Origin of the sequence: Micromonospora cabrerizensis, from assembly GCF_022230955.1 — a bacterium.
GTDB classification, from domain to species: Bacteria; Actinomycetota; Actinomycetes; order Mycobacteriales; family Micromonosporaceae; genus Micromonospora; species Micromonospora cabrerizensis.
Genome location: NZ_JAKKFI010000091.1, coordinates 25,919 through 49,711 on the forward strand (window position 1 = coordinate 25,919; position 23,793 = coordinate 49,711).

The window sequence follows — 23,793 nt, forward strand, 5'->3', positions numbered from 1 at the left end:
CGGGGCAGCGGCGTTCGCCAGCCCGGGTCGGGCTCCCACCACCACCCCTGACGTGCTCGTTAGAACAGGTGTACGATCGGTCATTCGGGCAGCATCGGGCAGGCCCTTCGCGGCTTGTCGCAATCCGGGGCGGCCCGTACGCTTTGGAATTGGCCAGCATCGAGATGGCGAAGCTTGGAGGGAGGGCCGAAGCGGGGGAAAACCGCCCAAACCTCGCCACCCTCCGTGGTGAGTAACGAACGCAGGGTCAAGAACGCTGCGCCCTGTGGAGCAGTTTCCCGCCAGGCTCGTCCATTGCACCGCTGCGGCACCGCCGGCCGCGCTATGGGGAGGTTCCAGTGATCGCCTTCGAGCTCATGGAGACGGCGTCTTCGGGCGTCGCCCACGCGCTCTCCACTCTGGCGTCAGCTCCGCTCGCGGAGCCGGCACCGAAGGGGATCGACACCAACAGTGTCGTCACCTTCTTCGCCAGCAAGATCGCGCCGATCCTGCTCGCCGTCCTGGGCGTCATCTTCATCGGTCGCGCCAGCCGGGGTGAGATCTCCAAGGTGCTGACCAGCTCCGCGATCGCCATCGTCGGGCTCGCGTTCATCGCTGGCGCGGCAACACTCTTCTTCGTCGGCGATTACCTGATCGACCTCATCTTCGAATAGGCGCGTTCACCAGATGCGGCTGCGCACCGACGACGACATCTACCGGGCCCGCCTGGTCTACCTCGGGCCGCCCGGTTACACCCTTCCGGTCCACCTGCCCTACGCCCAGTACGGGCTCTTCATGCTGCTGGTCCCCCTCTACATGTTCATCCACTGGCTGTTCACGTTGACGGTCGAGCTCTTCCCGGCCTGGGAGATCGCGCTCGCCATCGTGACCACGTCGTTCATCTTCCGGCACGTCGACCCCGATCGGCCGGCGCGGGTGGTCATCCGCACCGCGCTGACCGACTGGCGACGCACCCGGGAGCCGGCGATCGAGCAGCGCGATCCGCGCCTGGTCGGCAGCCGGATCAGGATTCGGGAGGAGCTGGCATGACCGGGCGTACGCCGATCGGTCCGTCGCACGACGCGGGTAACAGTCTGCCGACAGTCGCTGAGGCGGTCGCATGAGCCGCTCTTCCACGCCGGGTTCCCCGGCCGGCCGCCCGGCCGGACCGGCAGGTCACCGTGCGCACTCATTCGACTACACCGAGGATGAGGACGAGGTGGCCCTCGACCCCGCGCTGGTGACGTCGCCCGGCCATGGCGCGGTCGGCGTGTTCCAGGCACCCCGGCCGATTCCGCGCCGGACGCCCCCCGCCGAGCCGAGCGCGGTCTCGGCCGGCGAGAACGCCGACATCGACTCCCCCTTCCTGGACCTCTTCGGCGGGGCCCGGCCCGGCGGGGCGCGAGCCGTCACGGCCGGCCCGAGCACCCGGGAGCAGCCGGCGATCCCACAGCAGCAGCAGTTCCCCTCCGGCCCGGCACCAGCTCGACCCACTCCCGAGCTGGAGCCACCGTGGACGCCCGACGACCAGCCCGGCGGCGGCCGGGGCGTCGAGCCCCGGCACGGCGGCGAGTCACGGGTGCCGCATCAGGCCGGCGACCGGTTGCCGATGGTCCGTCCGCCGCGCGAGCCCGAAGTCACCGCCGACGGCACCTCCGGGTCGCGGCCCAACGGCACGGCGACCCGGCCACCTGACATTTCCCCCGCCGCACGGCCGACGGCGACGCCGTCGGGTCGACCACCGGCGCCGGTGGAACGACCGACCGCCCCCGCGGACCAGCCAGCGTCACCGGTTGGCGGACCAACCGCCCCGGCGGACCATCCGGCCGGCGCCGCGAGAGTGGACCGGCCCGCCCTGGAGGGGACCCAGCGCCGCGCCGCCGGCTCGGAGCGACCCAAGGGCGCCGGAAAAGAGGTCGCCCCACCCCGCGAGCGTGGCGCGAGCCGTCAGGACCGACCGACCAAGCCGACCCGGATCCGCGCCCCGAAGATCAAGTTCGGTGATCGGGACCCGTCGGTCGAGCTGGCCATCACCGAGATCGCCGGCCACCTGACCTTCACCCCCAACACGGTCACCGCCTGGTACTGGCTGCCCGAGGTCCGCTGGGCGTTCCGACCGGACGCCGAACGCGAAGCACTGTTGTCGGCGATCTCCGAGCAGTACGCCGGCCTGGCCGGTTTCCGGCTGCACCTGCGCCGCACCACCCGGCCGTTCCCCGCCGACGAGTGGGCGCGCACCATCGACGCCCACACCGCCGCACCGCTCGCCGACGTTCCCGGCACCACCGGCTGGGCCGACCACCTGGTCGCCGCCCAACGGCACCTGATGTCCGTCAACCACGCCGAAGGCCAGACCTACCTGGGTGTCACCTTCGCCCGCCGATCCCTCGGCGACTCGCTCACCGAACGACTGCTGCGCACCTTCGGTCGGGGCACCGCAGACGGCGAACGCCGCAAGCTGGGCCGCACCGTCGAGCAGTTCGACGAGGTGCTCGGCGCGTTCGGCATGCGCGGTCGACGGGTCACCGCACAGGAGCTCGAATGGCTGCTCTACCGCTCGGTGGCGCTGTGCATGGCACCCCCGGGGCGGCTCTCCCCGGTGACCAACGGGCAATGGGAACGCGGTGACCTGCTCGCCCTGACCGAGCAGGTCGAGCGCTACCGCACCCCGTACGGCTCCACCGTCAAGTTGGTCAACCGGATGACCGGCGAGGAACGGCACGTTGCCGTGCTCGCGGTCGGCCGGATGGAGCCGCTGGAGATCCCGGAACGGCACGAGCCCTGGCTGCACTTCCACGAGCGGCTGCCCTGGCCGATGGAGATCTCCACCCGCGTCGACATCCTCGGCTCCGGCGACTCCTTCCGTAACCTCGAACACCGGCTACGGATGATCCGCTCCCAGCAGCTCGACTACGCCGAGCACGGCATCGACGCACCGCCGGAGCTGGAGCGACTGGCCAAGCGGGCGCTGGTGATCGGCGACGAGATGACAACCGGCCTGCCGGTCGACTCGGCCCGCGCGCACGGCTGGCACCGGATCGCCGTCGGCGGCCGCACCAGGGAGGAGTGCATGGAACGGGCCCGCCGGCTCATCCAGCTCTACTCCCGGGAGCTGCGTATCTCGCTGCAACACCCGAAGAACCAGGACTGGCTGGCCCGCGAGTTCATCCCCGGCGAGCCGATCGCCAACACCGGCTACGTCCGCCGTATGCCGGTGCCGCTGCTGGCCGCCGCGCTCCCACAGGCCGCATCGAACGTGGGCGACCGGCGAGGCGACCTGATCGGCCGGACCGCCGGCACCTGCCGCCGCCCGGTCTTCCTCGACCTGCACTTCCCCATGGAGGTTCGGGAACGCTCCGGGCTCGCGGTCTTCGTCGCCGAGCCGGGCGGTGGCAAGTCCACCCTGCTCGGCGCGCTGGGCTACCTGGCCGCCCGCAGAGGTGTCCAGGTGACCCTCCTCGACCCGTCCGGGCCGCTGGCCCGACTCTGCGCGATGCCCGAGCTGCGGCCGTACTCCCGGGTGTTGAACCTGACCGGCTCGGAGCACGGCACCCTGGCGCCCTACTCGCTCATCCCGACGCCGCTGCGCACCGAGTTCGGTGCCGGGGCCGCCGGTGACCGGGAGTTCGAGATCGCCGTCTCCAACGCTCGGGCCGAGCGGCGAATGCTCGTCCAGGACATCTGCATGATGCTCGTTCCGCCGCAGGTGGCCCGGGAGGCATCCACCGCCACCCTCTTCCGGCACGCGGTCCGCCAAGTCCCCGCCGAGGAGACGTCCACCCTGGACGACGTCGTGAGCTGCCTCGGGCGCCTCGACGACGACGCCGGCAAGGAGCTGGCCAACCTCCTGCTGGACACCGCCGAGATGCCCCTGGCCATGCTCTTCTTCGGCCGGCCACCGGAGGGGCTGCTCGGCGCCGACGCCGCACTCACCGTGATCACCATGGCCGGGCTGCGGTTGCCCGACCTCAAGATCGAACGCGAGTACTGGTCAGCCGAGGAGGCGCTGGCGCTGCCGATGCTGCACACCGCGCACCGGCTCGCCGTGCGCCGCTGCTACGGCGGCTCGATGTCGTCCCGCAAACTGGTCGGCCTGGACGAGGCGCACTTCATGGAGGGCTGGCGTTCCGGGCGCTCGTTCCTGGTCCGGCTCGCCCGCGACTCCCGCAAGTGGAACCTCGCCGCGCTGGTCGCCTCGCAGAACCCCCGCGACATCCTCGGCCTCGACGTGCAGAACCTCGTCTCCACCGTCTTCGTCGGCCGGATCGCCGAGGACGCCGAGATCGCCTCCGAAGCACTACGGCTGCTGCGGGTGCCGGTCAACGACGGGTACGAGGCCACCCTCGCCTCACTCTCCGCCGCAGACACCAGCTCGTCCAACCGCCTCGGTTTCCGCGAGTTCGTGATGCGCGACGTCGACGGGCGGGTGCAGAAGGTCCGCGTCGACGTCTCGTACGTCGAAGGGCTGCTGGACCACCTCGACACGACGCCCGCCGCGATCGCCGCTGCGGCCGGAGTGCTGCCGAGCATCCCCCTGCCGGATCTGGAGGCGTGACATGGCGAGGGCCCGAGCGAGGATCGTGTCGTTCCTGCTCGCCCTCGGCGTACTGGCCGGGGCCTCTCTCACCTGGCCGCTGATCGGAGCGGAGGCAGCAGCAGCCGCACCGCCCGTGGCCCAGGCCCGCGCCGACCTCTGCACCACCGCCGAGTGGCAGGCCGACTTCCGGGCCTGCGTGGGGAAGCTCCAAGCGGTCAGTGAGGACGAGGTCAAGTGTCGTAACGCGCCAACCCCGGGCACTCCGGACTCTGGCCTCGCCGGCTGGTTCGCCGCCGCGCCGCCGGCGGAGGGAACGAATGGCGTAGCTGGCCGATACAGCCTGTACGGCTACGGGGGCTACAGCTATTCCACGTACGACATCGAAGGCGGCTGCGCATCGAGCGTGCTGCATCCGGACTACAAGTTCACCACCACGATCGCCAACGGCGAATTCATGGCCGCCACGGCCATCATCGGTGCGTCGAACGCGCTCAGAGAACGCGCCTGGGACCCGGGCTCCATGTGGGGCTGGGCTGACCCGCTGGTCGAGCAGGCAACCAAGGCCGTCTACCAGAAGGTCTTCAGCGTCTTCGGCATCGTCACTCTCTGCGTGGTGGGACTCTATCTGCTCTGGCGATCCCGCCAATCGGACATGAGCAACGCGATGACCACCGCCGGCTGGGCGCTGCTGGTGATGGTCGCGGTCACGGCGCTGGCCGCCTGGCCGGTCAAGTCGGCGAACATCGCCGACGGTGCGCTGGTCACCAGTCTCGGCGTGGTCCACGACGCCGTTGGCCCGCAGGCGAAGGAGCCGGACCCAGGGCGGTGTATCGATCCCGACCCGAACCGCTGCAAGGATCTCCGCACCCCTGCCGTACGAGCAAGCGACACCGCTACCGAGACCATGCTCTACCGGAACTGGCTCCGCGGGGTGCTGGGTTCAGCGGATAGCGAGACCGCACTCAAGTACGGGCCTGCCTTGTACGACGCACGGTCTCTGACGTGGGGCGAGGCTCAATCCATGCGCGCCAACCCGGCTACCCGGGAGGCGACGATCAAGGCGAAGCAGCAGCAGTGGGCTCGCGTGGCCCAGCAGATCCAGACCGAGGACCCGGAGGCCTACGAATACCTCCAGGGTGTGCGGGACATGGACCGGGTGGGCGCGGGATTCATCGCGGTGCTGGCCGCGTTCCTGTTTGCGATGTTCGACCTGACGGCGTCGTTGCTGGTGCTGCTGGGCTTCCTCATCTTCCGGTGGGCGGTGATCGCGGCACCCATCCTCGGTACGGTCGGCCTGCTCCGGCCGGCCAGCGCCGGGCTACGTCGGCTGGCCAACGCGGTCGTCGCCGCCGTCTTCAACATCGCCATCTTCGGCACCGGGGCGGCCATCTATCTGTTCGCTGTCGACCTGATCATGAGTACCCCCACCCTGCCGGGCTGGCTCCAGGTGGTGCTGGTCTGGCTCTGCGGCGTGGTCGGCTGGCTGCTGCTGCGGCCGTACCGACGAATCACCCAACTCGGTGGCAAGGACAGCAGCGAAGCGGTCAGCTCGGCCGGGTCCTGGCACCGCCGGTTCTTCCGAGACATGCGGACCGCCGCGCGACTGGACGTGGCAGAGCCGGGTGGCACGGCCGAGCCGGTGGGTGGGCGTCGACGGTCTCCGAACGCGGAGCAGACCCGGCTGCGCCCGGAGGCCCGCCGGGAGGACCCGGTCTCTACGCCGACGGTTGTTGCCGAGGGCCAGCGAGCTGGCGCCGGACGACCCGACGGTCGGGAACGGCCCGACGAGGCCCCGGCGGAGGAGACCAGAGGCCGGGGCCGCCCGGTCGCCCCCCAACCTCGCCGCCGACAGCCGGCGACGTGGACCGAGCCGGACGTGCCGGCCGAAAACCCGTCGTTCGTGGTCTACCGTCCGGGCTCCTCTGAGCGCACGCCGGACCGGACCGGACCGCGGGTGCGTTCAGAGGCACGGTGACGGCGATGCGACGGGCCCTGGAGTTTCTCTTCACCCGAGCGCTGCGGTCCCGGCTGGGCGTGGCGCTGGTCATCGCGGTGATCGTCCTCGGTGTGCTCGGGGCGGCCCGGCTGATCTCCGACCCGGCCGGTCCGGCGGACGGGTTGAGTAACCGGCCGAACCAGCCGATCACCACCGTGGACCCGACGGCTGGCGACGACGGCGTACTCACCAGCGCGGCGCCACCGTCACCGGTGACGTCGCCCGGCGCCCGCACGCCGGAGCAGACCTCCGACCGTTTCGCCGCAGCCTGGCTCGGCCGACCTGGAATCACCGCTGAGCAGTGGCAGAACGACCTGAGGCCGTTGTCCACGCCGGCGCTGACCGAGAAACTCGCCGGTGTTGATCCGGGGGGCGTGCCGGCCGAGGAGGTCACCGGCCCACCGTCGGTGCGGGCGCGCACCGACACGTTCGTCGAGGTACTGCTGCCGCTCGACAACGGTCAGCTGCGACTGGAGCTGGTGGCTGCGGATGGCGGCTGGTTGGTCGACGTGCTGGACTGGGAACGGCCATGACCGGCGCCATCCGACGGCCGGTGCGGGTTGCTGTGATCGCAACGATGCTCACCGGGGTGCTGCTCCTGTTGTGTTGCACCGGCGGTACGGCAGCGTTCTTCCTCACCGGCCTCGGCGGCGGTGACGGTGAGGACGGAGACTCTTTGGCAGGCTTTGGCTGCGGCCCGATCCGCCCGGTCGACATCGTGGGCGAGCTGCCAAAGTTCACCGAGTACGGCGACGCGCAGGTCCGCAACGCCGCGATCATCATCAAGGTCGGCCAGGACCTGGGGGTGCCCTCCCGGGGCTGGGTGATCGCCCTGGCGACCGCGATGCAGGAGTCCGCGCTGCGCAACCTGGCAAACAGTGACGTGCCCGAGTCTCTGGCCCTGCCACACGAGGGCGTCGGAGCGGACCACGACTCGCTCGGTCTGTTCCAACAGCGGCCGGGGTGGGGCTCGGTCGCCGAGCGGATGACCCCCTCGTACACCGCTCGCAAGTTCTACGAGAAGCTCGTCAAGGTCCGGAGCTGGCAGCGCCGACCGCTCACGGTGGTGGCGCAGCAGGTTCAGATCAGCGCCTATCCGGACGCGTATGCCAAACACGAGGAGTTGGCCAGCAAGATCGTGGATGCGCTGGCCGGAGGTGCGGCCCGTACCGTCGAGATCAACGGCAAGGCGGTGTGCGATGCGGCCGAGCGCGGCGAGATAGCTGCCTCCGGCTGGACCGCGCCGATCCCCGGCGACGTGGGTTCCGGCTTTCGCACCGCGAGCCGACCGAGCCACAACGGGGTGGACATCGGCGCGGCAAAGGGCACCGAGATCCGCGCCGCCGCCGCCGGTCGTGTGTTGGTCGCCCGTTGCGACCCCGACAACAGAGGCCGGCGGGACTGCGACGTGGACGGGTACCCCGACAAGGGCGGCTGCGGCTGGTACGTCGACCTGCTGCACGCTGGTGGCTACATCACCCGGTACTGCCACATGGTGGTTCAGCCCCGCGTCAAACTGCATCAGATCGTCCCGGCTGGCGAGGTCATCGGACAGGTCGGCAGCAGTGGCAACTCGTCCGGGCCGCACCTGCACTTCGAGGTGCACCTGCGCAACGACCGGTCCAGTCGGGGCGCGGTCGATCCGGTTCCGTTCATGCGCGCGCGGGGTGCCCCGCTGCGCGCCGCCGAGTGAGACCGCCACGGGGATGACCGGACCGCTGCCGGACCCGTTCGCCGACCAGCCCGACTGGGCACCCCGGCCGCCCCGTCCGCTGACCATCGTCCCTGCCACCGAGCGGGTGGAGCTCCGCGGCCGGCGGGTTCTGGTCGGGCTGCCAGGGCTGGGCTGGCGCGGCGATCTACGCGCGGACGACCGGGTGGTGCAGAGCGCCCGGACCTACGTACCGGTGATCCCCGAGCACGAGTGGTACCGCGCCGAGGCCGACCAGGTCGAGGTGTTCGCGCCGTTGGTGCCGGTGGAGCGGGTCTGGGTGGAGACGGTCGGCGGCCGGGTTGATTCGGAAGGTGGCCGGGACACCGGGATCCGGCTGGTCTCGCTGGACGGTCCGGCACACCGGACCCCCACACCGGTCTTCGAGGCGGACGCCGTCACCGGGCGCCGGGTGGTGCACGTCGAGGGCGGTCTGGAGCACCGCGACCTGCGAGCGGTCACCGAAACCTACTCCGGCGCCGAAGGGGACATCTGCGTCCGGATCACGCCCGAGGTGGAGTGGTACCGCTGGGCCTGGCGCGGCCAGTCACCCACCACGCTGGAGGTCCCGGTTCATCTGTTGTGGATCGAGTGACAGTCAGCTAATTCTTGTGCCAGCGCAGACGCGCCACCCATCCCTGTCTCTCACGTCGAATCGCCACGTATCCGCCAAGCTCTGATGAACGCCGTCTACTGAGGCGCTCCGCCGGATGACAGCGATCACGGATGCGTCCGCAGCAGCGGTGTTTGAAACAGCTACGTTCTCAATGTTAATTGAGAATGAGACGCCTAAGTCTCGCTCTCGTCCGGCTATCTGAGCGGCGAGTTCGTCTACCGCCGGGACCGTACCGTCGCAAGTAAACAGTTTCGCTCGGTTTGGGTCGCGAGAGACGAGCGCGGCCTGAAGATAGTTGACCACCGCTACGTCCGGAGTGCTGCGATCCGGGGCTGCCGCACGGTTGTACAGCACGTATCCGGCAGCAACTCCGCCCAAACAGAGCAGGGCGAGCACCCCGGCCACGACCGTGAGCACCGTCCGCATTCGGCGGCGTGGCGGCTGCGGCGCCGGCGTCGCTGGGGCCGGCGGCAGCTGCTCGGACGGTGTCCGCTGGGCCGGTACGCGGGAGACCTGGGAACCGGCGGGGGGCTGCACTGATTCCACCCCCTGAAGTTAACGGCTGGAGGCTCCGGAGCCAATGCCTCAGATCCAGCGGATCGTGACGGACCCCTCCCCACTGGTGAGATCCACGACATCCCCGGCGCATCGCCGAGGCACCTCCCGGAGGAGCGGACCCGGCTGGGATACCGTCTCTGCTCGGGGAGGGGTTGCCAACCTCGGGCAGAGGGGGTGGACGCGGTGGCCGGTCCGAAGGCACGGACGAACCGCGCCGCAGCTCTGCACCGCCGGGCGGCGGCCGTTGCGACCGCTGCCGCCGGGATCCTGGACGAGACCCGACCCGCTCCGGCCGATCAGCGCCGCCAGTACGAGGTAGCCGACCGCCTGCGGGAGGTTGCGGCACGACTGGCGCCGGGTTGGTCGGGCGCGGCACTGGATTCGCTCACCGTGGACACTCCGGCTGGTGACTGTCCGCCGCCGTTCGTCCGGGTCGGCACGGCGGCGCCGTTGGACGATGCTCGCTTCCCCGCGTTGGTGCCACTGGTGGGCACCGGTCATCTGAGCGTGGATGCTGACGCCCGGGAGCCGCGGGTGGCGGGGTTGCTCCGGGCCGTACTCCTGCGGTTGTTGGCGGCGACACCGGCGGGTGCCCTGTTGATTCGCGCGGTGGATGCGACGGGTGTCGTGCTGACGCCGTTCGGGGCGCTCGCGGACGCTGGCCTGCTGCCGCCGCCGGCGGTGGACGTGGCGAGCCTGCGCGCGGTGTTGACCGAGGCGGAGCAGTGGGTCACGCCGGGTGCGAGCGGGCGACGCCGCCACGATCGGACGCTGTTGCTGGTGGTCGCGGCGCTGCCGGAATCGACCGGTCCGAGTGATCTGGCGCGGATCGAGGCGCTGGCCGAGCAGGGGCCGGCGGCGGGGCTGCACCTGGTGGTGGCGGGTTGGCCGCCGGCCGGCCCGTATTCGGCCCGGGCGCCGCTGCCGCACACCACCTCGTTGGCGCTGCGCAACGCGTACGCGCTGCTCGGTGACCCCCCGGGGGCGTCCTTCGCCGGGCCGGGCGCCGATCCGCCGGGTGGGTTGAACTCACCGGTCTTCGTCGAGTCGGATCCGCCGGCTGAGCTGGTCGACGCGGTCTGTCGGCGGCTCGCCGAGCAGGTGGAGGCGGGTTCCCGGTTGGCGTTGGCGACCCTGCTGCCGCCCACGGGTGACCGACTGTGGGAGTCGAGTTCCGCGGACGGGTTGACGACCACGGTCGGTGACGCCGGGGGTCGGTCGGTGCCGCTGGGCTTCACCGAGCTGACTCCGCACTGGCTGGTGAGCGGCCGGTCCGCCGGGGGCCGCGCGGCGTTCCTGACCACGGCACTGCTCGGTCTGGCCGCCCGGTACGGGCCGGACGACCTGGCGCTCTACCTGGTGGATCTCGGCGACGGTGAGTCCTTCGTGGAGTTCCTGCAGACCGAGCGCGACCGGTCGTGGATTCCGCAGGTGCGCGCTGCGGCGATGGCCGCCGACCGGGAGTACGTCCGGGATCTGCTCGACGAGCTGACGGCCGAGGTGCAGCGGCGGACGGACGCCGGGGCACGGGCTGGCGGGCAGCGCTTCGCGGAGCTGCGTCAGCATCGGCCGCTGCCGAGAATCGTCTGTGTGTTGGACAATGTGCCTCTGCTCTTCGCCGAACGGGACCGGTTGGCGGCCGAGGTGGCGGCCCAGTTGGACGGGCTGGCGCGTGCCGGTCGGGCGTACGGCGTGCATCTGGTGCTGGCCGGTGCGGGTGAGCTGGGGTTGAGTGCCCGGGCGGACGCCGGTCACCGGGATTCGGTGCTCGGGCAGTTCCCGGTGCGGGTGGCGTTGCCGGGCGGCAGCCCGGTGTTGGAGCCGACGAATGATTCGGCGGCCGGTCTGCCGGTGGGCAGCGCGGTGGTCAACACCGCGGGTGGGCTCGGTGGTCCCCGGGGCGCGATCCGAGGTCACGAACGGTTGATCCGTCACCCCGACCCGCAGGACCACCCGGACGTGGTGGAGGCGCTACGGCATGAGCTGTGGGCGGCCCGGCCGTCCGGTTCGGTGCCGCCGGTGGTCTTCGCCGGTTACGCCCGACCTCTGCTGAGCAACGATCCGCGACACCGGGCGGCCCTGGCGGGGCAGGCCCACGGTCCGGCGGCTCTGCTGGGCCGTGCGGTGGACCCGGCCCGTTCGACGGTCTCCGTGCCGTTGGGGCCGGCGGCCGGGCGCAACCTGGCGGTGCTGGGGTCGGGTGCCGCGGCGGGCGGGCTGCTGGCCACGGCGGCCCGGAGCACCGCGGACCATCACCCGCCGGGCACCGCCCGTTTCCTGGTGGCGACACCGGACCCGGGGTCCCGGGCGCTGGCGGAGGCGTTGACGGCCGAGTTGGCGACCCGGCATTCGGCCGAGTTGGTGGATCTGCCGACGCTGCTCGCGGACCCGGCCGACGACCTGCCGACGTACCTGGTGGTCTTCGGTCTGGACCGGCCCGGCCCTCGGGAGCTGCCGGTGGATCGGCTGCGTGCGCTTCTGCGCGACGGGCCGCCGGCCGGGAGACACCTGCTGGGCTGGTGGAGGGCGGTGCCGCCGTTCGCCGCGCTGTTCGAGCCGGCGGGCGAGGTCGACAAGCTGGCCGCCGTTGTCGTGTTGGACGTGCCGGTCGCGCAGCTCACCGCGGTCTTCGGACGGCCGGTGGAGTGGCGGGCCCGCCCCGACCGGGCGGTGCTCTGGGACGGTCCGGACGAGCGGGGCCGGGTCCTGGTGCCGTTCGCCGACGAGGCTGGCTGACCGGTGACGCGAGCGGGGGGTGTCGGGATGGGTCCGAACGCGACGGTGACGGGGCCGGGGCGGCAGCGGGCCGCTGCGGCGGGCGGAGACGCCACGCCGACGACGGTCGAGCCCGGCGCGGCCTGGGGTGAGTATCTGGCCGCGGCGCGCCAGCTGGATGGGGTACGCCGCGGCGCGGCCGCCGCAGCTGGTGAGCAGGCCCGGTCGGCGGAGGCCGCCCGGGAGGAGCTGACGGTGGTCCGTAACGGGCTCGCGAGTCAGCAGGAACTTCTGCGGGAGCTGGGCGTACCGGCGATCTCCCTGGTGCCGTCGCCACCCGAGCTGACGGAGGCGGCCCGGTCGATGGCGGGCGGCCCGGCTGCGGTGTTGGCGGCGCTGCGGGCCGCGCGGGGTCGGGCCGAGGCGGCCGACGCGGCTCTGGCCGCGCGCGGCCGGTTCCGGCCGGGGTCCTGGCCGGCGCGGGCCCGCAACCTCCTGGTGTACGGGCCGTTCGCCCTGGTGGTGCCGCTGATCCAGGTCGCGGTGTACGCGGCCACGGGCATCGGGCCGGCCAGTGTGGCGGCGTTGATCTGTGGGCTGCCGATGCCGGCGGTCGCGTTCGTCGCCGGCTGGGTGGGCATCGGGCGGTTGTTCCGCGTCGGTCCCGCCGAGCGGTTGGACCGTACGGTGCGCTTCGGTGCGCTGGTGTGCCTGGTGCCGGCGGTGCTGGCCACAGCCGGTCTGTTGCTGGCCCTGCTGGCCGGCTGACCCGCCGGGGTCTGCGGCCGCAGGTCTGCGGCCGCCAGGGTCACGGGGAAGACGGGCAGCAACGGAACCGGCCGGCCGTCCCGGGAGGGGGTCGGCCGGCCGTGGTGTGTTCAGGGGTGTCAGCGGGGGATGATCAGCGCCATCGCCTCGGCCCGCGACTTGGAGTCCGACTGGAGGATGCCGCGCACGGCTGAGGTGATGGTCTTGGCACCGGATTTCTGGATGCCGCGCATCGCCATGCACATGTGCTCGCACTCGAGCACGACGACGACACCGCGTGGGGCGAGCTTGCTCATCAGCAGGTCGGCGACCTGCGAGGTGAGCCGCTCCTGCACCTGGGGCCGACGGGCGAAGACCTCGACGAGTCGGGCCAGCTTGGACAGACCGGTGATCCGCCCGTCCGGGCCGGGGATGTAGCCGATGTGCGCGCTGCCCCGGAACGGCAGCAGGTGATGCTCACAGAGGCTCATCACGTCGATGTCCCGAACGATCACCAGCTCTTCGTGGTTGGCCTCGAAGGTGGTGCTGAGCACCTGAGCCGGGTCGACCCGCAGGCCGGCGAAGAGTTCGGCGTACGCGCGGGCGACCCGGGCCGGGGTCTGCTGGAGCCCGTCGCGGTCCGGGTCCTCACCGACGGCGATCAGGATCTCGCGGACGGCCTTCTCGATCCGGGCCAGATCGACGGCGTCCTCGACCGGGCGACCGGTCAGCTTGCCGCTGATCAGCCGCGCGGCCACGTAGTCGAGCTCGTCGTCGCCGTCGGGTCGTTGCTCAGTGCGTGCCGTCCGAGTTGTTGGACGACGCGCCGCCACCGACGGACGCCTGCGCGCCGTCAGCCTCGGCCTGCGCCTTGAGCTTGTCCTTCTCCGCGGGGGTGAGCACGGGCGGCTCGGTCGACGGCTGGCGCTTGCCGAAGCCGTTGTACGGCGCCAGCGGCGGGCGCTTGACCACCCGGGAGCAGATCCGCGCCATGTCGGCCGTGGAGAGGGTTTCCTTCTCCATCAGCTCGAGCACGATGTTGTCCAGGACATCCCGGTATTCCACCAGGATCTCCCAGGCCTCGTCGTGCGCCAGCTCGACCAGTGCCCGCATCTCGCCGTCGATCTCGGCGGCCACCGAGTCGGAGTAGTCCCGCTCGTGGCCCATGTTTCGGCCGAGGAACGGCTCGTCTCCGCTGGTGCCGTACTTGATCGCGCCGAGCTTGGAGCTCATGCCGTACTGGGTGATCATCGCGCGGGCCAGTTGGGTGGCCTTCTCGATGTCGTTGCCGGCACCGGTGGTGGGCTCGTGGAAGACCAGCTCCTCGGCGGCCCGGCCGCCCAGCGCGTACGCCAGGGTGTCGATCATTTCGGCACGGGTCTGGGTGTACTTGTCTTCGGTGGGGAGCACCAGGGTGTGGCCCAGCGAGCGACCACGCGACAGGATCGTCACCTTGTGCACCGGCGCGGCGTGCGGCAGCGCCCAGGCGACCAGCGCGTGCCCACCCTCGTGGTACGCGGTGATCTTCTTTTCCTGGTCGCTCATCACCCGGGTCCGTCGCTGCGGACCCGCGATCACCCGGTCGATCGACTCTTCCAGCGAGTCGTTGCTGATCGCCCGCTGGTCCTTACGAGCGGTGAGCAGGGCCGACTCGTTGATCACGTTAGCCAGGTCGGCGCCGCTGAAGCCCGGGGTGCGTCGTGCCACCGCGTCGAGGTCGACGTCGGGGCTGAACGGCTTGCCCTTGGCGTGCACCCGCAGGATGGCCTTGCGGCCCTCCATGTCGGGGGCGTCCACCGGGATCTGCCGGTCGAACCGGCCCGGGCGCAGCAGCGCCGGGTCGAGGATGTCCGGCCGGTTGGTGGCCGCGATCAGGATGACCCCGCCCTTGGTGTCGAAGCCGTCCATCTCGACGAGCAGCTGGTTGAGCGTCTGCTCGCGCTCGTCGTGACCGCCGCCCATGCCGGCGCCACGGTGCCGGCCGACGGCGTCGATCTCGTCGACGAAGACGATCGCCGGGGCGTTCGTCTTGGCCTGCTCGAAGAGGTCGCGGACCCGGCTGGCGCCGACACCGACGAACATCTCCACGAAGTCCGAGCCGGAGATGGAGTAGAAGGGCACCCCGGCCTCGCCGGCGACCGCGCGGGCCAGCAGCGTCTTGCCGGTGCCGGGCGGGCCGAACAGCAGCACGCCCTTCGGGATCTTGGCACCCAGGGCCTGGTACTTCGCCGGGTTCTGCAGGAAGTCCTTGATCTCGTACAGCTCTTCGACGGCCTCCTCGGCACCCGCGACGTCCGCGAAGGTCGTCTTCGGAGTGTCCTTGGTGATCATCTTCGCCTTGGACTTGCCGAAGTTGAGCACCCGGGAGCCGCCACCCTGCATCTGCGACATGAAGAACAGCAGCAGCAGGACGAGCAGCGCGATCGGCAGCAGGTTGACCAGCAGGCTCACCCAGATGCTGTCCGACGAGACCTTGGCGTCGGCCGGGCCGGTGACCCGGTTGGCCGCCTTGGCGTCCAGCACCTCGTTCCAGATCTGGTCGCCGACCTGGTACGGGAACTGGGCCTCGATCTTGTTGGTCTCGGTCTTGCCGAACTTCGTCTTCTGGGCCAGGTCGAGCTGGAGCGTCTGCTCCTTGTCCTGGAAGACGACTTTGTTGATCTTGGCGGTGTGCAGCTGATCGAGCGCAACGGAAGTGTCCACGCGGTGGTAGCTGGGACCACTGGTGAACAGCTGACTGAGCACAACGGCGCCGAGGATGACCAGGATGATCCAGACCACCGGTCGGCGGAAGAAACGCGTACGTTCCATACTGTTGTCGAGCGCCGGGGCGCCCGCATCCTCCTGATCGACGTCCTGACCGTCTGATGGTGTCGCCGCGGTGAGCGGCAGCCGAAGCCGCCGTGCGGGCCGGCCTCGACCCCGAGGCGCGAAACTGCCGCGCCGCGGTCATTCGACGGTACACCGTGTACGCGAGGAGTGAGCTTGCGAGCCCCGCAGTCGTGCACCATCAAAAGCCGCGCGTACGCGAGGAGCGAGCTTGCGGGCCCCGCACTCGGCGCACCTTCTGGATCGACGGCACGCACCGTGGGCAGGCCCACCAGCCCGGCACCGAACGTACGGCGGGTCCGGGTAGGAACCGGCGTGGCGGGGAGTCCTGCCCGGCCACCTGAACGCCCGGTCACGCGGTCGAGGGGGTCGGACGCGGAGTAACCTCCGGGCCACCGTGCTCCACGGTAACCGCAAGAGCTGAGAGCGCGCTGAACGTCGGCTTGATGAATACCGATGCGAGTTGGCCTCACGGTGCCGCCGGGTCGCCCCGACAGCTCGCGTCCCGCGTCAGGAGCGGGCGTAGACCTCGGGCTTGAGCACGCCGACGTACGGCAGCTCCCGGTAGCGCTCACCGAAGTCCAGGCCGTAGCCGACCACGAACTCGGTGGGGATGTCGAAGCCCACGTACTTCACCGGCACCGGCACCTTGACCGCGTCCGGCTTGCGGAACAGCGCGACCACCTCGACGCTGGCCGCCGAACGCGACTCCAGGTAGCGCAGCAGCCAGGAGAGGGTGAGCCCGGAGTCGACGATGTCCTCGACGACCACCACGTGCCGGCCGGCGATGTCCCGGTCCAGGTCCTTGAGGATGCGGACCACTCCGGAGGACGTGGTGCCCTGGCCGTAGGAGGAGATGGCCATGAAGTCCAACTCCGCCGGCGGGCCGTTGCGGCCCAGCGCCCGGGCGAAGTCCGCCATGAACATCACCGCACCCTTGAGTACGCACACCAGCAGCAGGCCGTCAGTCACGTGGGAGTAGTCGGCGGAGACCTGCTTGGCCAGCTCCGCCGTCTTCTCGCGGATCTGCGCCTCCGAGATGATCACGTGGTCGATGTCGGCGTCGTACCAGGAGCCGTCAGCCATGACTCCTAGCCTGCCGTACGTCGGATGGCCTCCGTCGGCGGGGCCGCACCTTTTGGCGCGGTCCCGCCCGGGATTTTCTCGACAAATTACGCTAATCACATCAGTTGGTGCGTGACCGCCATCGGCGGCCGTCGTCACTGGGCTTCCAGTCGGCCGAGTCGTGGCTGTCGACGGTGAGGCCGGCCGCCGAGGCGGCGGCCAGCAGGACGAGGAACAGGAGGAAGACCAAGAACTCCATGGCGGCGCTCGCTTTCGCATAATTGCTGTCGGTTTCGCCGCCGGTGCGCACCGGACTGAGACCAGTCTGCGACCAGTCGAGCCGGTCGGACAGTGGCAGCAATGCCATTGGTCATCGATTTACTGCCACCTGCCGGGTTACCCTCGTCACATGCTCCGGACCATCGCCGTTCTCGCTCTCGACCAGGTCGCCCCCTTCGAGCTCGGCGTGCTCGCCGAGGTCTTCGGCACCGACCGCACCGCCGACGGTTTCCCCGGCTACCGCTTCCAGGTGTGCAGCCCCGACGGCGCTCCGGTGCGTACCTCGTCCGGCTTCCACCTCACTCCGCACGCCGACCTCGGCCCGGTCGACGAGGCCGACCTGGTGGCCATCCCCGCGCACAGCCAGGGCACCACCGTTCCCGGCCCGGTGCTGGACGCGCTACGCCGGGCCGACGACCGCGGCGCGCACCTGTTCAGCGTCTGCTCGGGCGCCTTCCTGCTCGGCGAGGCCGGCCTGCTCGACGACCGGGAGTGCACCACCCACTGGCGGTACGTGGACGAGCTGCAACGCCGCCACCCGCGCGCCCGCGTGCGCTGCAACTCGCTCTACGTCCAGGACGGTCGGCTGCTCACCAGCGCCGGCACCGCGGCCGGCATCGACGCCTGCCTGCACCTGATCCGCCAGGAACACGGCTCGGCCACCGCGACCCGGCTGGCCCGGCGCATGGTGGTCCCGCCGCACCGCGACGGCGGCCAGTCCCAGTACGTCGAGGCGCCCATCCCGAAGGCGCCCGAGGCACCCACCCTGGAGCCGGTGCTGGAGTGGCTGATGGGTCACCTGGACCGGGCGATCACCGTGGAGGAGCTGGCCGCCCGCGCCGGCATGGCGCCTCGCACGTTCGCCCGCCGTTTCCGCGCCGAGACCGGCACCACCCCGCACGACTGGCTGACCAACCAGCGGGTGCTCCTCGCCCGGCGGCTGCTCGAAGAGACCCCACTGAGCGTGGAGGCGGTCGCCGACCAGGCCGGCTTCGGCGACGCGGCCGCGCTGAGGCACCACTTCAGCCGCCGGGTCGGCGCGACCCCGCACAGCTACCGGACCACCTTCCGGGACCGGGCGCACACCGCCTGATCCAGGCCTCAGCCCGGAGTGACGGGTGACAGTCGATCGGCGCGGCGCAGCACCCGGAGACCCCCGGGCAGATCGGTCGGGCCCTGGCCGTGCCAGTCGGTGACCAGCGCGTCCAGCGCGGCGACGTGCCGGTGCGACAGCGCGCCCGGCAGGGCACCCAGCTCACGTGCCCAGGCGTGCAGCACCCGGCCACGCACCGCGGGAACCAGACCGGCCAGCTCCGGCGCCGAGAGGCCGCCCGCGGGGTGCCGGGCCGCCGCCAGCGCCGCTTCCGCCAGCTCGTCCAGCGCGGCGTTGTCGGCCGCCACCAGCCTGGCGGTACGCGCGAGGTTGTCCACCACGCCGGGCCCGAGCGCGCGTACCAGCGCCGGCAGCAGGTCGGCCCGCACCCTTGACCTGGCGTACGACGGGTCGACGTTGTGCGGGTCCTGCCACGGGATCAGCCCCAGCACGGCACACGCGGCCCGCGTCTGGTCCCGGCCGATCTCCAGCAGCGGACGCAGCAGCGGCACACCGTCCAGGTCCCGCCGCGCGGGCATCCCGGCCAGCCCACGGGGGCCGGCACCCCGGGCGAGCGCGAGCAGCACCGTCTCCGCCTGGTCGTCGCGGGTGTGCCCGGTCAGCACCGCCACGGCGTTCTGCTGCCGGGCCGCCTCGGCCAACGCCTCGTATCGGGCCTCCCGGGCGGCCGCCTCCGGCCCACCGGGGCGCCCGGCCACCTCCACCCGCACCACGGTCGCCGACGAGAACCCGACCTCGCGGCCCCAGGCGGCCACCGCCTCGGCGCGTTCCGTGGAGCCCTCCTGCAAGCCGTGGTCGACGGTGACGAGCACAGCGCCGCGGCCCAACCGAGGCGCCACGAACACGGTGGCCGCCGCGAGGGCGAGCGAGTCGGCGCCACCGGAGCAGGCGACCAGCACCGGCCCGCCGGACGACAGCCCGGTCAGAGCGCGGCGAACCGCCACCCTGATCGCGGCCACCGGCGGGGCTAGCGCGGCCACCGGCGGGTGGTCAGCCAGCGGCCGGGAAGGTGCCGGCCGGGCCGTGCACCCGGGCGACCCAGGCGTCCGGGTCGCCCAGCTCCGACAGCCGGGGCAGGGTGAGCGGGCTGTTGAAGATCGAGTTGAACTTCTCCATGCCGACCCGTTCCACCACACCGTGCACGAACTTGCGGCCCTCGGCGTACTGGCGCATCTTGACGTCCACCCCGAGCAGCCGGCGGATCGCCTTCTCCACCGGGTTGCCCGCCTCCCGGCGTCGGTTGAACGACGCCCGGATCCGCTCCACGCTCGGGATCACCTGGGGGCCGACGCCGTCCATGACGAACTCGGCGTGCCCCTCCAGCAGGGTCATCAGCGCGGTGAGCCGGTCCAGGACGGCCCGCTGCGCCGGGGTCTGCACGATGTCCAGCACGCTCGTGCGGCTGTCCGGGTCACGAACCACCTCGGACAGGGTGGACACCCCCCGCCGCAGGCGCTCGACCATGTGCTCGCCGCCGCTGGAGGAGGCGTCCACGAAGGCCTGCACCTCGCCCAGGAAGTACGCCCGCATCCACGGGACCGCCGTGAACTGGGTGCGGTGGGTCACCTCGTGCAGGCAGACCCAGAGCCGGAAGTCCCGGGGGTCGGCACCGAGCTTGCGCTCCACCTCGACGATGTTCGGCGCGACCAGCAGCAGTTGACCCGGGTCGGCCGAGAAGACCTCGTACTGGCCGAGCACCCGGCCGGAGAGGTAGGCCAGCACGGTGCCGGCCTGGACCCCGGTCAACCGGGACCCGATGGCCTCGGTCAACGCGCCCGGCTGCTTGTCGCCGGAGAGCCGGCTCACCAGCGGAGTGATCACCTCGCGGAGACCGGCGATGTTGGTCGCGGCCCAGTCGCGACGGTCGACCACCCGCACCGGCGGGTGCGACACCTGCGCCTTCAGCCCCGTGTAGTCGGCCACGTGCCCGGCCGCCTCGTCGGTCAGCCGACGCAGGTCGCCGACCACGTCGGTGGCCTCGGCGTACGACACCCGGGGGCCCGACTTGCTCAACGCCCCCGCGGTGGCGGCGGCCAGATCCCAGTCCACGAACTGCGCCATGGACCCACCGTACCCGCGCCGCGACACCCCGGCCCGGCCTCGCGCCCTCGATCGACGGCGATGGCGGTCGCCGGCAGACGCGGAGACCCGCGACCGCTGACGGTCAGCGGCAGCCGCAGCCGGCCAACGCGGCGGCGATCCGGTCCAGCGCCGGTTGAGCGGTTTCCTTGCCGCCCGGCACCTGGTCGGTGAGCACCGCGAAGGTCAGCAGCCGACCGTCGGCGGTCGTGACCAGGCCCGCGATGGAGTGCACCGCGGTCAACGTGCCGGTCTTGGCCCGGACGCTGCCCGCACCGGGAGCGGTGCCGGGTGCGGCGCGGTAGCGCTCGTTCAGGGTCCCGGACCAGCCTCCCACCGGCAGCCCACCGAACACGCCGGCCAGTTCGGGATGATCCGGGCTGGCCGCCAGCCGGACCAGGTCGGTCAGCAACGACGGGCTGATCCGGTTGCGGCGGGACAACCCGCTGCCGTCGGAGAGGGTGATCTCTTCCGCGGGGAGGCCCAGGTCGGCCACCTCCGCGTCCATCGCGGCGGCACCCCCGTCGAACGAGGCGGGCTGGCTGCGGGCCAGCGCGACCTGGCGGGCCAGGGCCTCGGCCACCAGATTGTCGCTCTCGCTGATCATGATGTCGACCAGGCGGATCAGCGGTGGGGACTGCACCACGCCCAGCTCGGTGCCCGGCGCCGGGGTGCCACCGGCGGCGGCCGGGGCCGGAGCCGCCCCACGCTTCACGGCGTCGGCGGGCACGCCGAGCAGCCGGGCGAACGCCTTGCCGGCGGCCAGGTCCGGCTCGGTGAACCGCGCGGCGGCCCCGGGATCGACGCCCGGGTCCCTGCGCCCGCCGTCGGTCATCAACGCGGTCACCGCGCCCCCGGACCCGCCGGTGGGGATGTCGTCGTCCCAGCCCGGGCCGTAGACCGGACCGGAATAGACCGAGCCGTCCACCGTCACACTGGTCGGGGTGGTGCCACCGAGCGCGGTGCGCACCTGGGCGGCCAGGTCGTCGAGGCGCGCAGCGCCCGGGTAGTAGCCCTTCTTGTCGATCGCCAGGGTCGGGTCGCCGCCTCCGATGATCACCACTTCGCCGGCCTTCGCGCCGGCCACCGCGCGGGTGGGTATCCGGTAACCGGGTTCTCGGGCCGCCAGGACGGTCACCGCGGTCGCCAGCTTGGTCACCGAGGCGGGCACGGTGCCGTCGTCCGCCCCCTTGGCGAACAGCGTCTGGCCGGAGATGACGTCGGCCACCGAGACGTTCACCCGGCCGCCCAGGACGGCGGCACCGACCAGCGGGTCGAGCGCGGCACGCACCCCGTCGGGGGTGGGCACCGGGGCGTTCGGGTCCGGGCCGGCCAGCACGTCCGACGGGTTGGGCTCCGGGGTCGCCCCGGCGGCGTTCGGCGCGGACCCGGCGTCGTCGCCCAACCACCCGGCGACCGGGCCGGGCCGAATGACGACGACGCCGACGCCGGCGAGCACCAGCAGCAGCACGACGGCCAACACCACCGGAAGCCGCCGACGGCGCGACGCCACGGGCGCGGGTGCCGGCCCGGCGTCGCCGGGCGCGGGCAGTGCGGAGATCGGCGGACCCAGCGGTGGGACGCGGCCCGGGTCGCCCGGGCCGGGGCCCGACGGCGGGCCGGTCGGCGCCGGACTGACCGGAACCGAGGCGCTGCCGCGTGACGGGCCACCCGACGGGCCGTTCGGTGCGGGACTGACCGGCACCGAGGCGCTGCCGCGTGACGGGCCGTTCGGCGCCGGACTGACCGGCACCGAGGCGCTCCCACGCGACGGGCCGCCCGGTGCGGGGCTGACCGGAACCGAAGCGCTGCCGCGCGAAGGACCACTCACCGGCCGATCGCCGCCGACCGCTGGAAAGCGACCCGGGTTCGGGCTGGGCGGGGGCGACCCGGTCGGCGGGCGCCAGGGAAGCGGCGGGGGCCTCTCGGGCATCCTCTCCGAGCCCGAGCCCGAGCCTGGGGCTGGGCCGGAGCCTGGGCCGGGGCCGGGGCCTGAACTCGCTGGCCCTGGGGCCCGTGGGAGGTGGGCGTCGGGCACCGGGACCCGCCCCGTCGCACCGCCGGATCCGGATCGTCCGGTACCGTGCGCGGAGCCCCCGTCCGGGCGGTAGTGTGAATCTTCCCTCCCCACGACCCCCTCCTCCCCCAGCGAAAATCGGCTTGGGTGACACTACTTCGGTCCGAAGACTATGCGGCGGCCGGAGTCGGCGGGTGGGCATTCACCTGTCCGGAGGGCCGCCAGTGGTTCCGTTAGCCAGCGTGGGCAGACGAGGGAGCGTGCAGATGGATTTCGACGTGACGGTTGAGATCCCCAAAGGTCACCGGAACAAGTACGAGGTGGACCACAAGACCGGCCGGATCCGGCTGGATCGCACCCTCTTCACCTCCACTCAGTACCCGGCCGACTACGGGTTCATCGAGGGCACTCTGGGCGAGGACGGCGACCCACTGGACGCGCTGGTGCTCGTCCCCGAGCCGACCTTCCCGGGTTGCCTGATCCGCTGCCGCACCATCGGCATGTTCCGGATGACCGACGAGAAGGGCGGGGACGACAAGGTCCTCTGCGTGCCCTACGAGGATCCTCGCCAGGAGCACCTGCGCGACATCCACCACCTCGGCGAGTTCGACCGGCTGGAGATCCAGCACTTCTTCGAGGTGTACAAGGACCTGGAGCCCGGCAAGTCGGTGGAGGGCGCGACCTGGGTCGGCCGCACCGAGGCCGAGGCCGAGATCCACGCCTCCTACAAGCGGGCCAGGGACGCCGAGGCGCGCGGCGAGTCCATGCACTGACGTAGCACTGACACACCGGGCCCGGGGGCCGCTCAACCGAGCAGCCCCCGGGCTCGGTCGTACAGGTCGAGCACCGCGCAGGCGATCGGCACCACGGCGACCACCAGGGCCGTGTCGGTGAGGTCCGCGACCCTTCCGACGTACGGCGAGACTGGCCGACGGGCGTACGAGGTGCCGGCCGCGACGGCCACCAGGGCCAGCGCCGCACCTCCCAGGACCAGTGCCAGCCGCCCGGTGTCGTCAGCCCGGCCGACCAGTGCCACGCCCAGCACCGCGTAGCCGGCCAGCCCGGCGAGCACCGTCGGGACCCGGTGTCGCAGTGCCACGAACAGCCGCGACCGCAGCAGCAGCACGCCCGAGGTGACCGCCACGAGCACCCGGCCGGCCGTCCCGCCGACCGCCCCGAGGACGACCGCCGCGGCCACCGCCAGCAGGGCGTGCCCGATCAGCATCCCGGTGAGCATCTCCTCGGTGCGGGTCACCGCGGCGTGTACCCGACTCCGGTCCGGCAGGTCACGGGCCCGCTCCGGCTCTTCCGCGGGGGCCGAGGTCGGCAGGGTGATGGGCGGCAGGGGCAACTTGCCCAGCCGGATGGCCAGCAGCGGGATCACGCCAATGGCGAAGACCAGGGTGCTGAGCAGCACCGCCGCCGTGCCGGCCGGGGTCAGCAGCAGCCCGCCGAGCGCGGCCCCGGCGCCGGTCAGGCCGACCGTGACACCGGCCACGAAGACCCGCAGCCGGCTGGCCACCCCGAGCAGGCCGATCAGCGCCACCAGCA

The 23,793-nt window shown here is 71.9% G+C and carries 19 protein-coding genes and 1 pseudogene; 11 read left to right on the forward strand and 9 right to left on the reverse strand.

The window, feature by feature from the left end; genetic code table 11:
- The first annotated feature begins 338 nt into the window (after window positions 1–338).
- The 7 genes from LADH09A_RS24845 to LADH09A_RS24875 all read left to right on the forward strand — a co-directional run bounded on the left by LADH09A_RS24845 (window position 339) and on the right by LADH09A_RS24875 (window position 8,818).
- A complete protein-coding gene (locus tag LADH09A_RS24845) occupies window positions 339–653 on the forward strand; it encodes a hypothetical protein (RefSeq protein ID WP_030327982.1) in 315 nt (104 codons plus the stop codon).
- 13 nt (window positions 654–666) lie between these two features.
- Window positions 667–1,029 carry a hypothetical protein gene (locus tag LADH09A_RS24850; RefSeq protein ID WP_007466101.1) on the forward strand — a complete coding sequence of 121 codons (363 nt, stop codon included), beginning with the start codon at window positions 667–669 and terminating at the stop codon, window positions 1,027–1,029.
- 70 nt (window positions 1,030–1,099) lie between these two features.
- Entirely contained in the window at window positions 1,100–4,534 is a 3,435-nt protein-coding gene (locus tag LADH09A_RS24855; RefSeq protein ID WP_238647902.1) for an ATP-binding protein, read from the forward strand.
- Window position 4,535: 1 nt separating this feature from the next.
- Window positions 4,536–6,491 (forward strand): MFS transporter, encoded by a 1,956-nt coding sequence (locus LADH09A_RS24860; RefSeq protein WP_238647904.1) that lies wholly within the window; start codon window positions 4,536–4,538, stop codon window positions 6,489–6,491.
- Window positions 6,488–7,045 carry a hypothetical protein gene (locus tag LADH09A_RS24865; RefSeq protein ID WP_238647905.1) on the forward strand — a complete coding sequence of 186 codons (558 nt, stop codon included), beginning with the start codon at window positions 6,488–6,490 and terminating at the stop codon, window positions 7,043–7,045. The genes LADH09A_RS24860 and LADH09A_RS24865 overlap by 4 nt, the downstream gene beginning before the upstream one ends.
- On the forward strand, window positions 7,042–8,205 hold the full coding sequence (locus LADH09A_RS24870; RefSeq protein ID WP_238647906.1) for a M23 family metallopeptidase: 1,164 nt from the start codon (window positions 7,042–7,044) through the stop codon (window positions 8,203–8,205). Before LADH09A_RS24865 ends, LADH09A_RS24870 begins: the two co-directional genes overlap by 4 nt.
- A gap of 13 nt (window positions 8,206–8,218) precedes the next feature.
- Complete coding sequence (locus LADH09A_RS24875; protein WP_238647907.1) at window positions 8,219–8,818, forward strand: hypothetical protein; 600 nt, start codon at window positions 8,219–8,221, stop codon at window positions 8,816–8,818.
- 3 nt (window positions 8,819–8,821) lie between these two features.
- Here the strand turns inward: LADH09A_RS24875 and LADH09A_RS24880 are convergent, their stop codons facing one another.
- Complete coding sequence (locus LADH09A_RS24880) at window positions 8,822–9,376, reverse strand: hypothetical protein (RefSeq protein ID WP_238647919.1); 555 nt, start codon at window positions 9,374–9,376, stop codon at window positions 8,822–8,824.
- Window positions 9,377–9,571: 195 nt separating this feature from the next.
- Here LADH09A_RS24880 and LADH09A_RS24885 point away from each other — a divergent pair, with 195 nt between their 5' ends.
- Together LADH09A_RS24885 and LADH09A_RS24890 are read left to right on the forward strand one after the other, a co-directional pair.
- Window positions 9,572–12,133, forward strand: a complete 2,562-nt coding sequence (locus LADH09A_RS24885; RefSeq protein WP_238647908.1) for an FtsK/SpoIIIE domain-containing protein — start codon at window positions 9,572–9,574, stop codon at window positions 12,131–12,133.
- Window positions 12,134–12,160: 27 nt separating this feature from the next.
- Complete coding sequence (locus LADH09A_RS24890; RefSeq protein WP_238647909.1) at window positions 12,161–12,880, forward strand: hypothetical protein; 720 nt, start codon at window positions 12,161–12,163, stop codon at window positions 12,878–12,880.
- Window positions 12,881–12,999: 119 nt separating this feature from the next.
- On the opposite strand, the gene folE is transcribed toward LADH09A_RS24890, so the two are convergent.
- The 4 genes from folE to LADH09A_RS24910 all read right to left on the reverse strand — a co-directional run bounded on the left by folE (window position 13,000) and on the right by LADH09A_RS24910 (window position 17,120).
- A complete protein-coding gene (gene folE / locus LADH09A_RS24895; RefSeq protein WP_238647910.1) occupies window positions 13,000–13,617 on the reverse strand; it encodes a GTP cyclohydrolase I FolE in 618 nt (205 codons plus the stop codon).
- Between the two features lie 34 nt (window positions 13,618–13,651).
- Window positions 13,652–15,670 (reverse strand): ATP-dependent zinc metalloprotease FtsH, encoded by a 2,019-nt coding sequence (gene ftsH, locus LADH09A_RS24900; protein ID WP_238647912.1) that lies wholly within the window; start codon window positions 15,668–15,670, stop codon window positions 13,652–13,654.
- 528 nt (window positions 15,671–16,198) lie between these two features.
- Complete coding sequence (hpt, locus tag LADH09A_RS24905) at window positions 16,199–16,774, reverse strand: hypoxanthine phosphoribosyltransferase (RefSeq protein WP_179781302.1); 576 nt, start codon at window positions 16,772–16,774, stop codon at window positions 16,199–16,201.
- Between the two features lie 100 nt (window positions 16,775–16,874).
- Window positions 16,875–17,120 (reverse strand): hypothetical protein, encoded by a 246-nt coding sequence (locus tag LADH09A_RS24910; protein ID WP_238647913.1) that lies wholly within the window; start codon window positions 17,118–17,120, stop codon window positions 16,875–16,877.
- Between the two features lie 42 nt (window positions 17,121–17,162).
- Here LADH09A_RS24910 and LADH09A_RS24915 point away from each other — a divergent pair, with 42 nt between their 5' ends.
- Window positions 17,163–18,125, forward strand: a complete 963-nt coding sequence (locus LADH09A_RS24915; protein WP_238647914.1) for a GlxA family transcriptional regulator — start codon at window positions 17,163–17,165, stop codon at window positions 18,123–18,125.
- An 8-nt stretch (window positions 18,126–18,133) separates the two neighbouring features.
- On the opposite strand, the gene tilS is transcribed toward LADH09A_RS24915, so the two are convergent.
- The 3 genes from tilS to dacB all read right to left on the reverse strand — a co-directional run bounded on the left by tilS (window position 18,134) and on the right by dacB (window position 21,786).
- Window positions 18,134–19,126 carry a tRNA lysidine(34) synthetase TilS gene (gene tilS / locus LADH09A_RS24920; protein WP_238647915.1) on the reverse strand — a complete coding sequence of 331 codons (993 nt, stop codon included), beginning with the start codon at window positions 19,124–19,126 and terminating at the stop codon, window positions 18,134–18,136.
- 10 nt (window positions 19,127–19,136) lie between these two features.
- A complete protein-coding gene (locus tag LADH09A_RS24925; RefSeq protein ID WP_238647916.1) occupies window positions 19,137–20,207 on the reverse strand; it encodes an Rv3626c family coenzyme F420 biosynthesis-associated protein in 1,071 nt (356 codons plus the stop codon).
- 103 nt (window positions 20,208–20,310) lie between these two features.
- Window positions 20,311–21,786: a D-alanyl-D-alanine carboxypeptidase/D-alanyl-D-alanine endopeptidase gene (gene dacB, locus LADH09A_RS24930; RefSeq protein WP_372492347.1), complete on the reverse strand. Its 1,476-nt coding sequence runs from the start codon at window positions 21,784–21,786 to the stop codon at window positions 20,311–20,313.
- 722 nt (window positions 21,787–22,508) lie between these two features.
- On the opposite strand from dacB, the gene LADH09A_RS24935 reads away from it, so the two are divergent.
- Complete coding sequence (locus LADH09A_RS24935; RefSeq protein WP_099849144.1) at window positions 22,509–23,015, forward strand: inorganic diphosphatase; 507 nt, start codon at window positions 22,509–22,511, stop codon at window positions 23,013–23,015.
- Window positions 23,016–23,047: 32 nt separating this feature from the next.
- Here the strand turns inward: LADH09A_RS24935 and LADH09A_RS24940 are convergent.
- A pseudogene (locus tag LADH09A_RS24940) lies at window positions 23,048–23,793 on the reverse strand (type VII secretion integral membrane protein EccD); the annotation flags it as partial.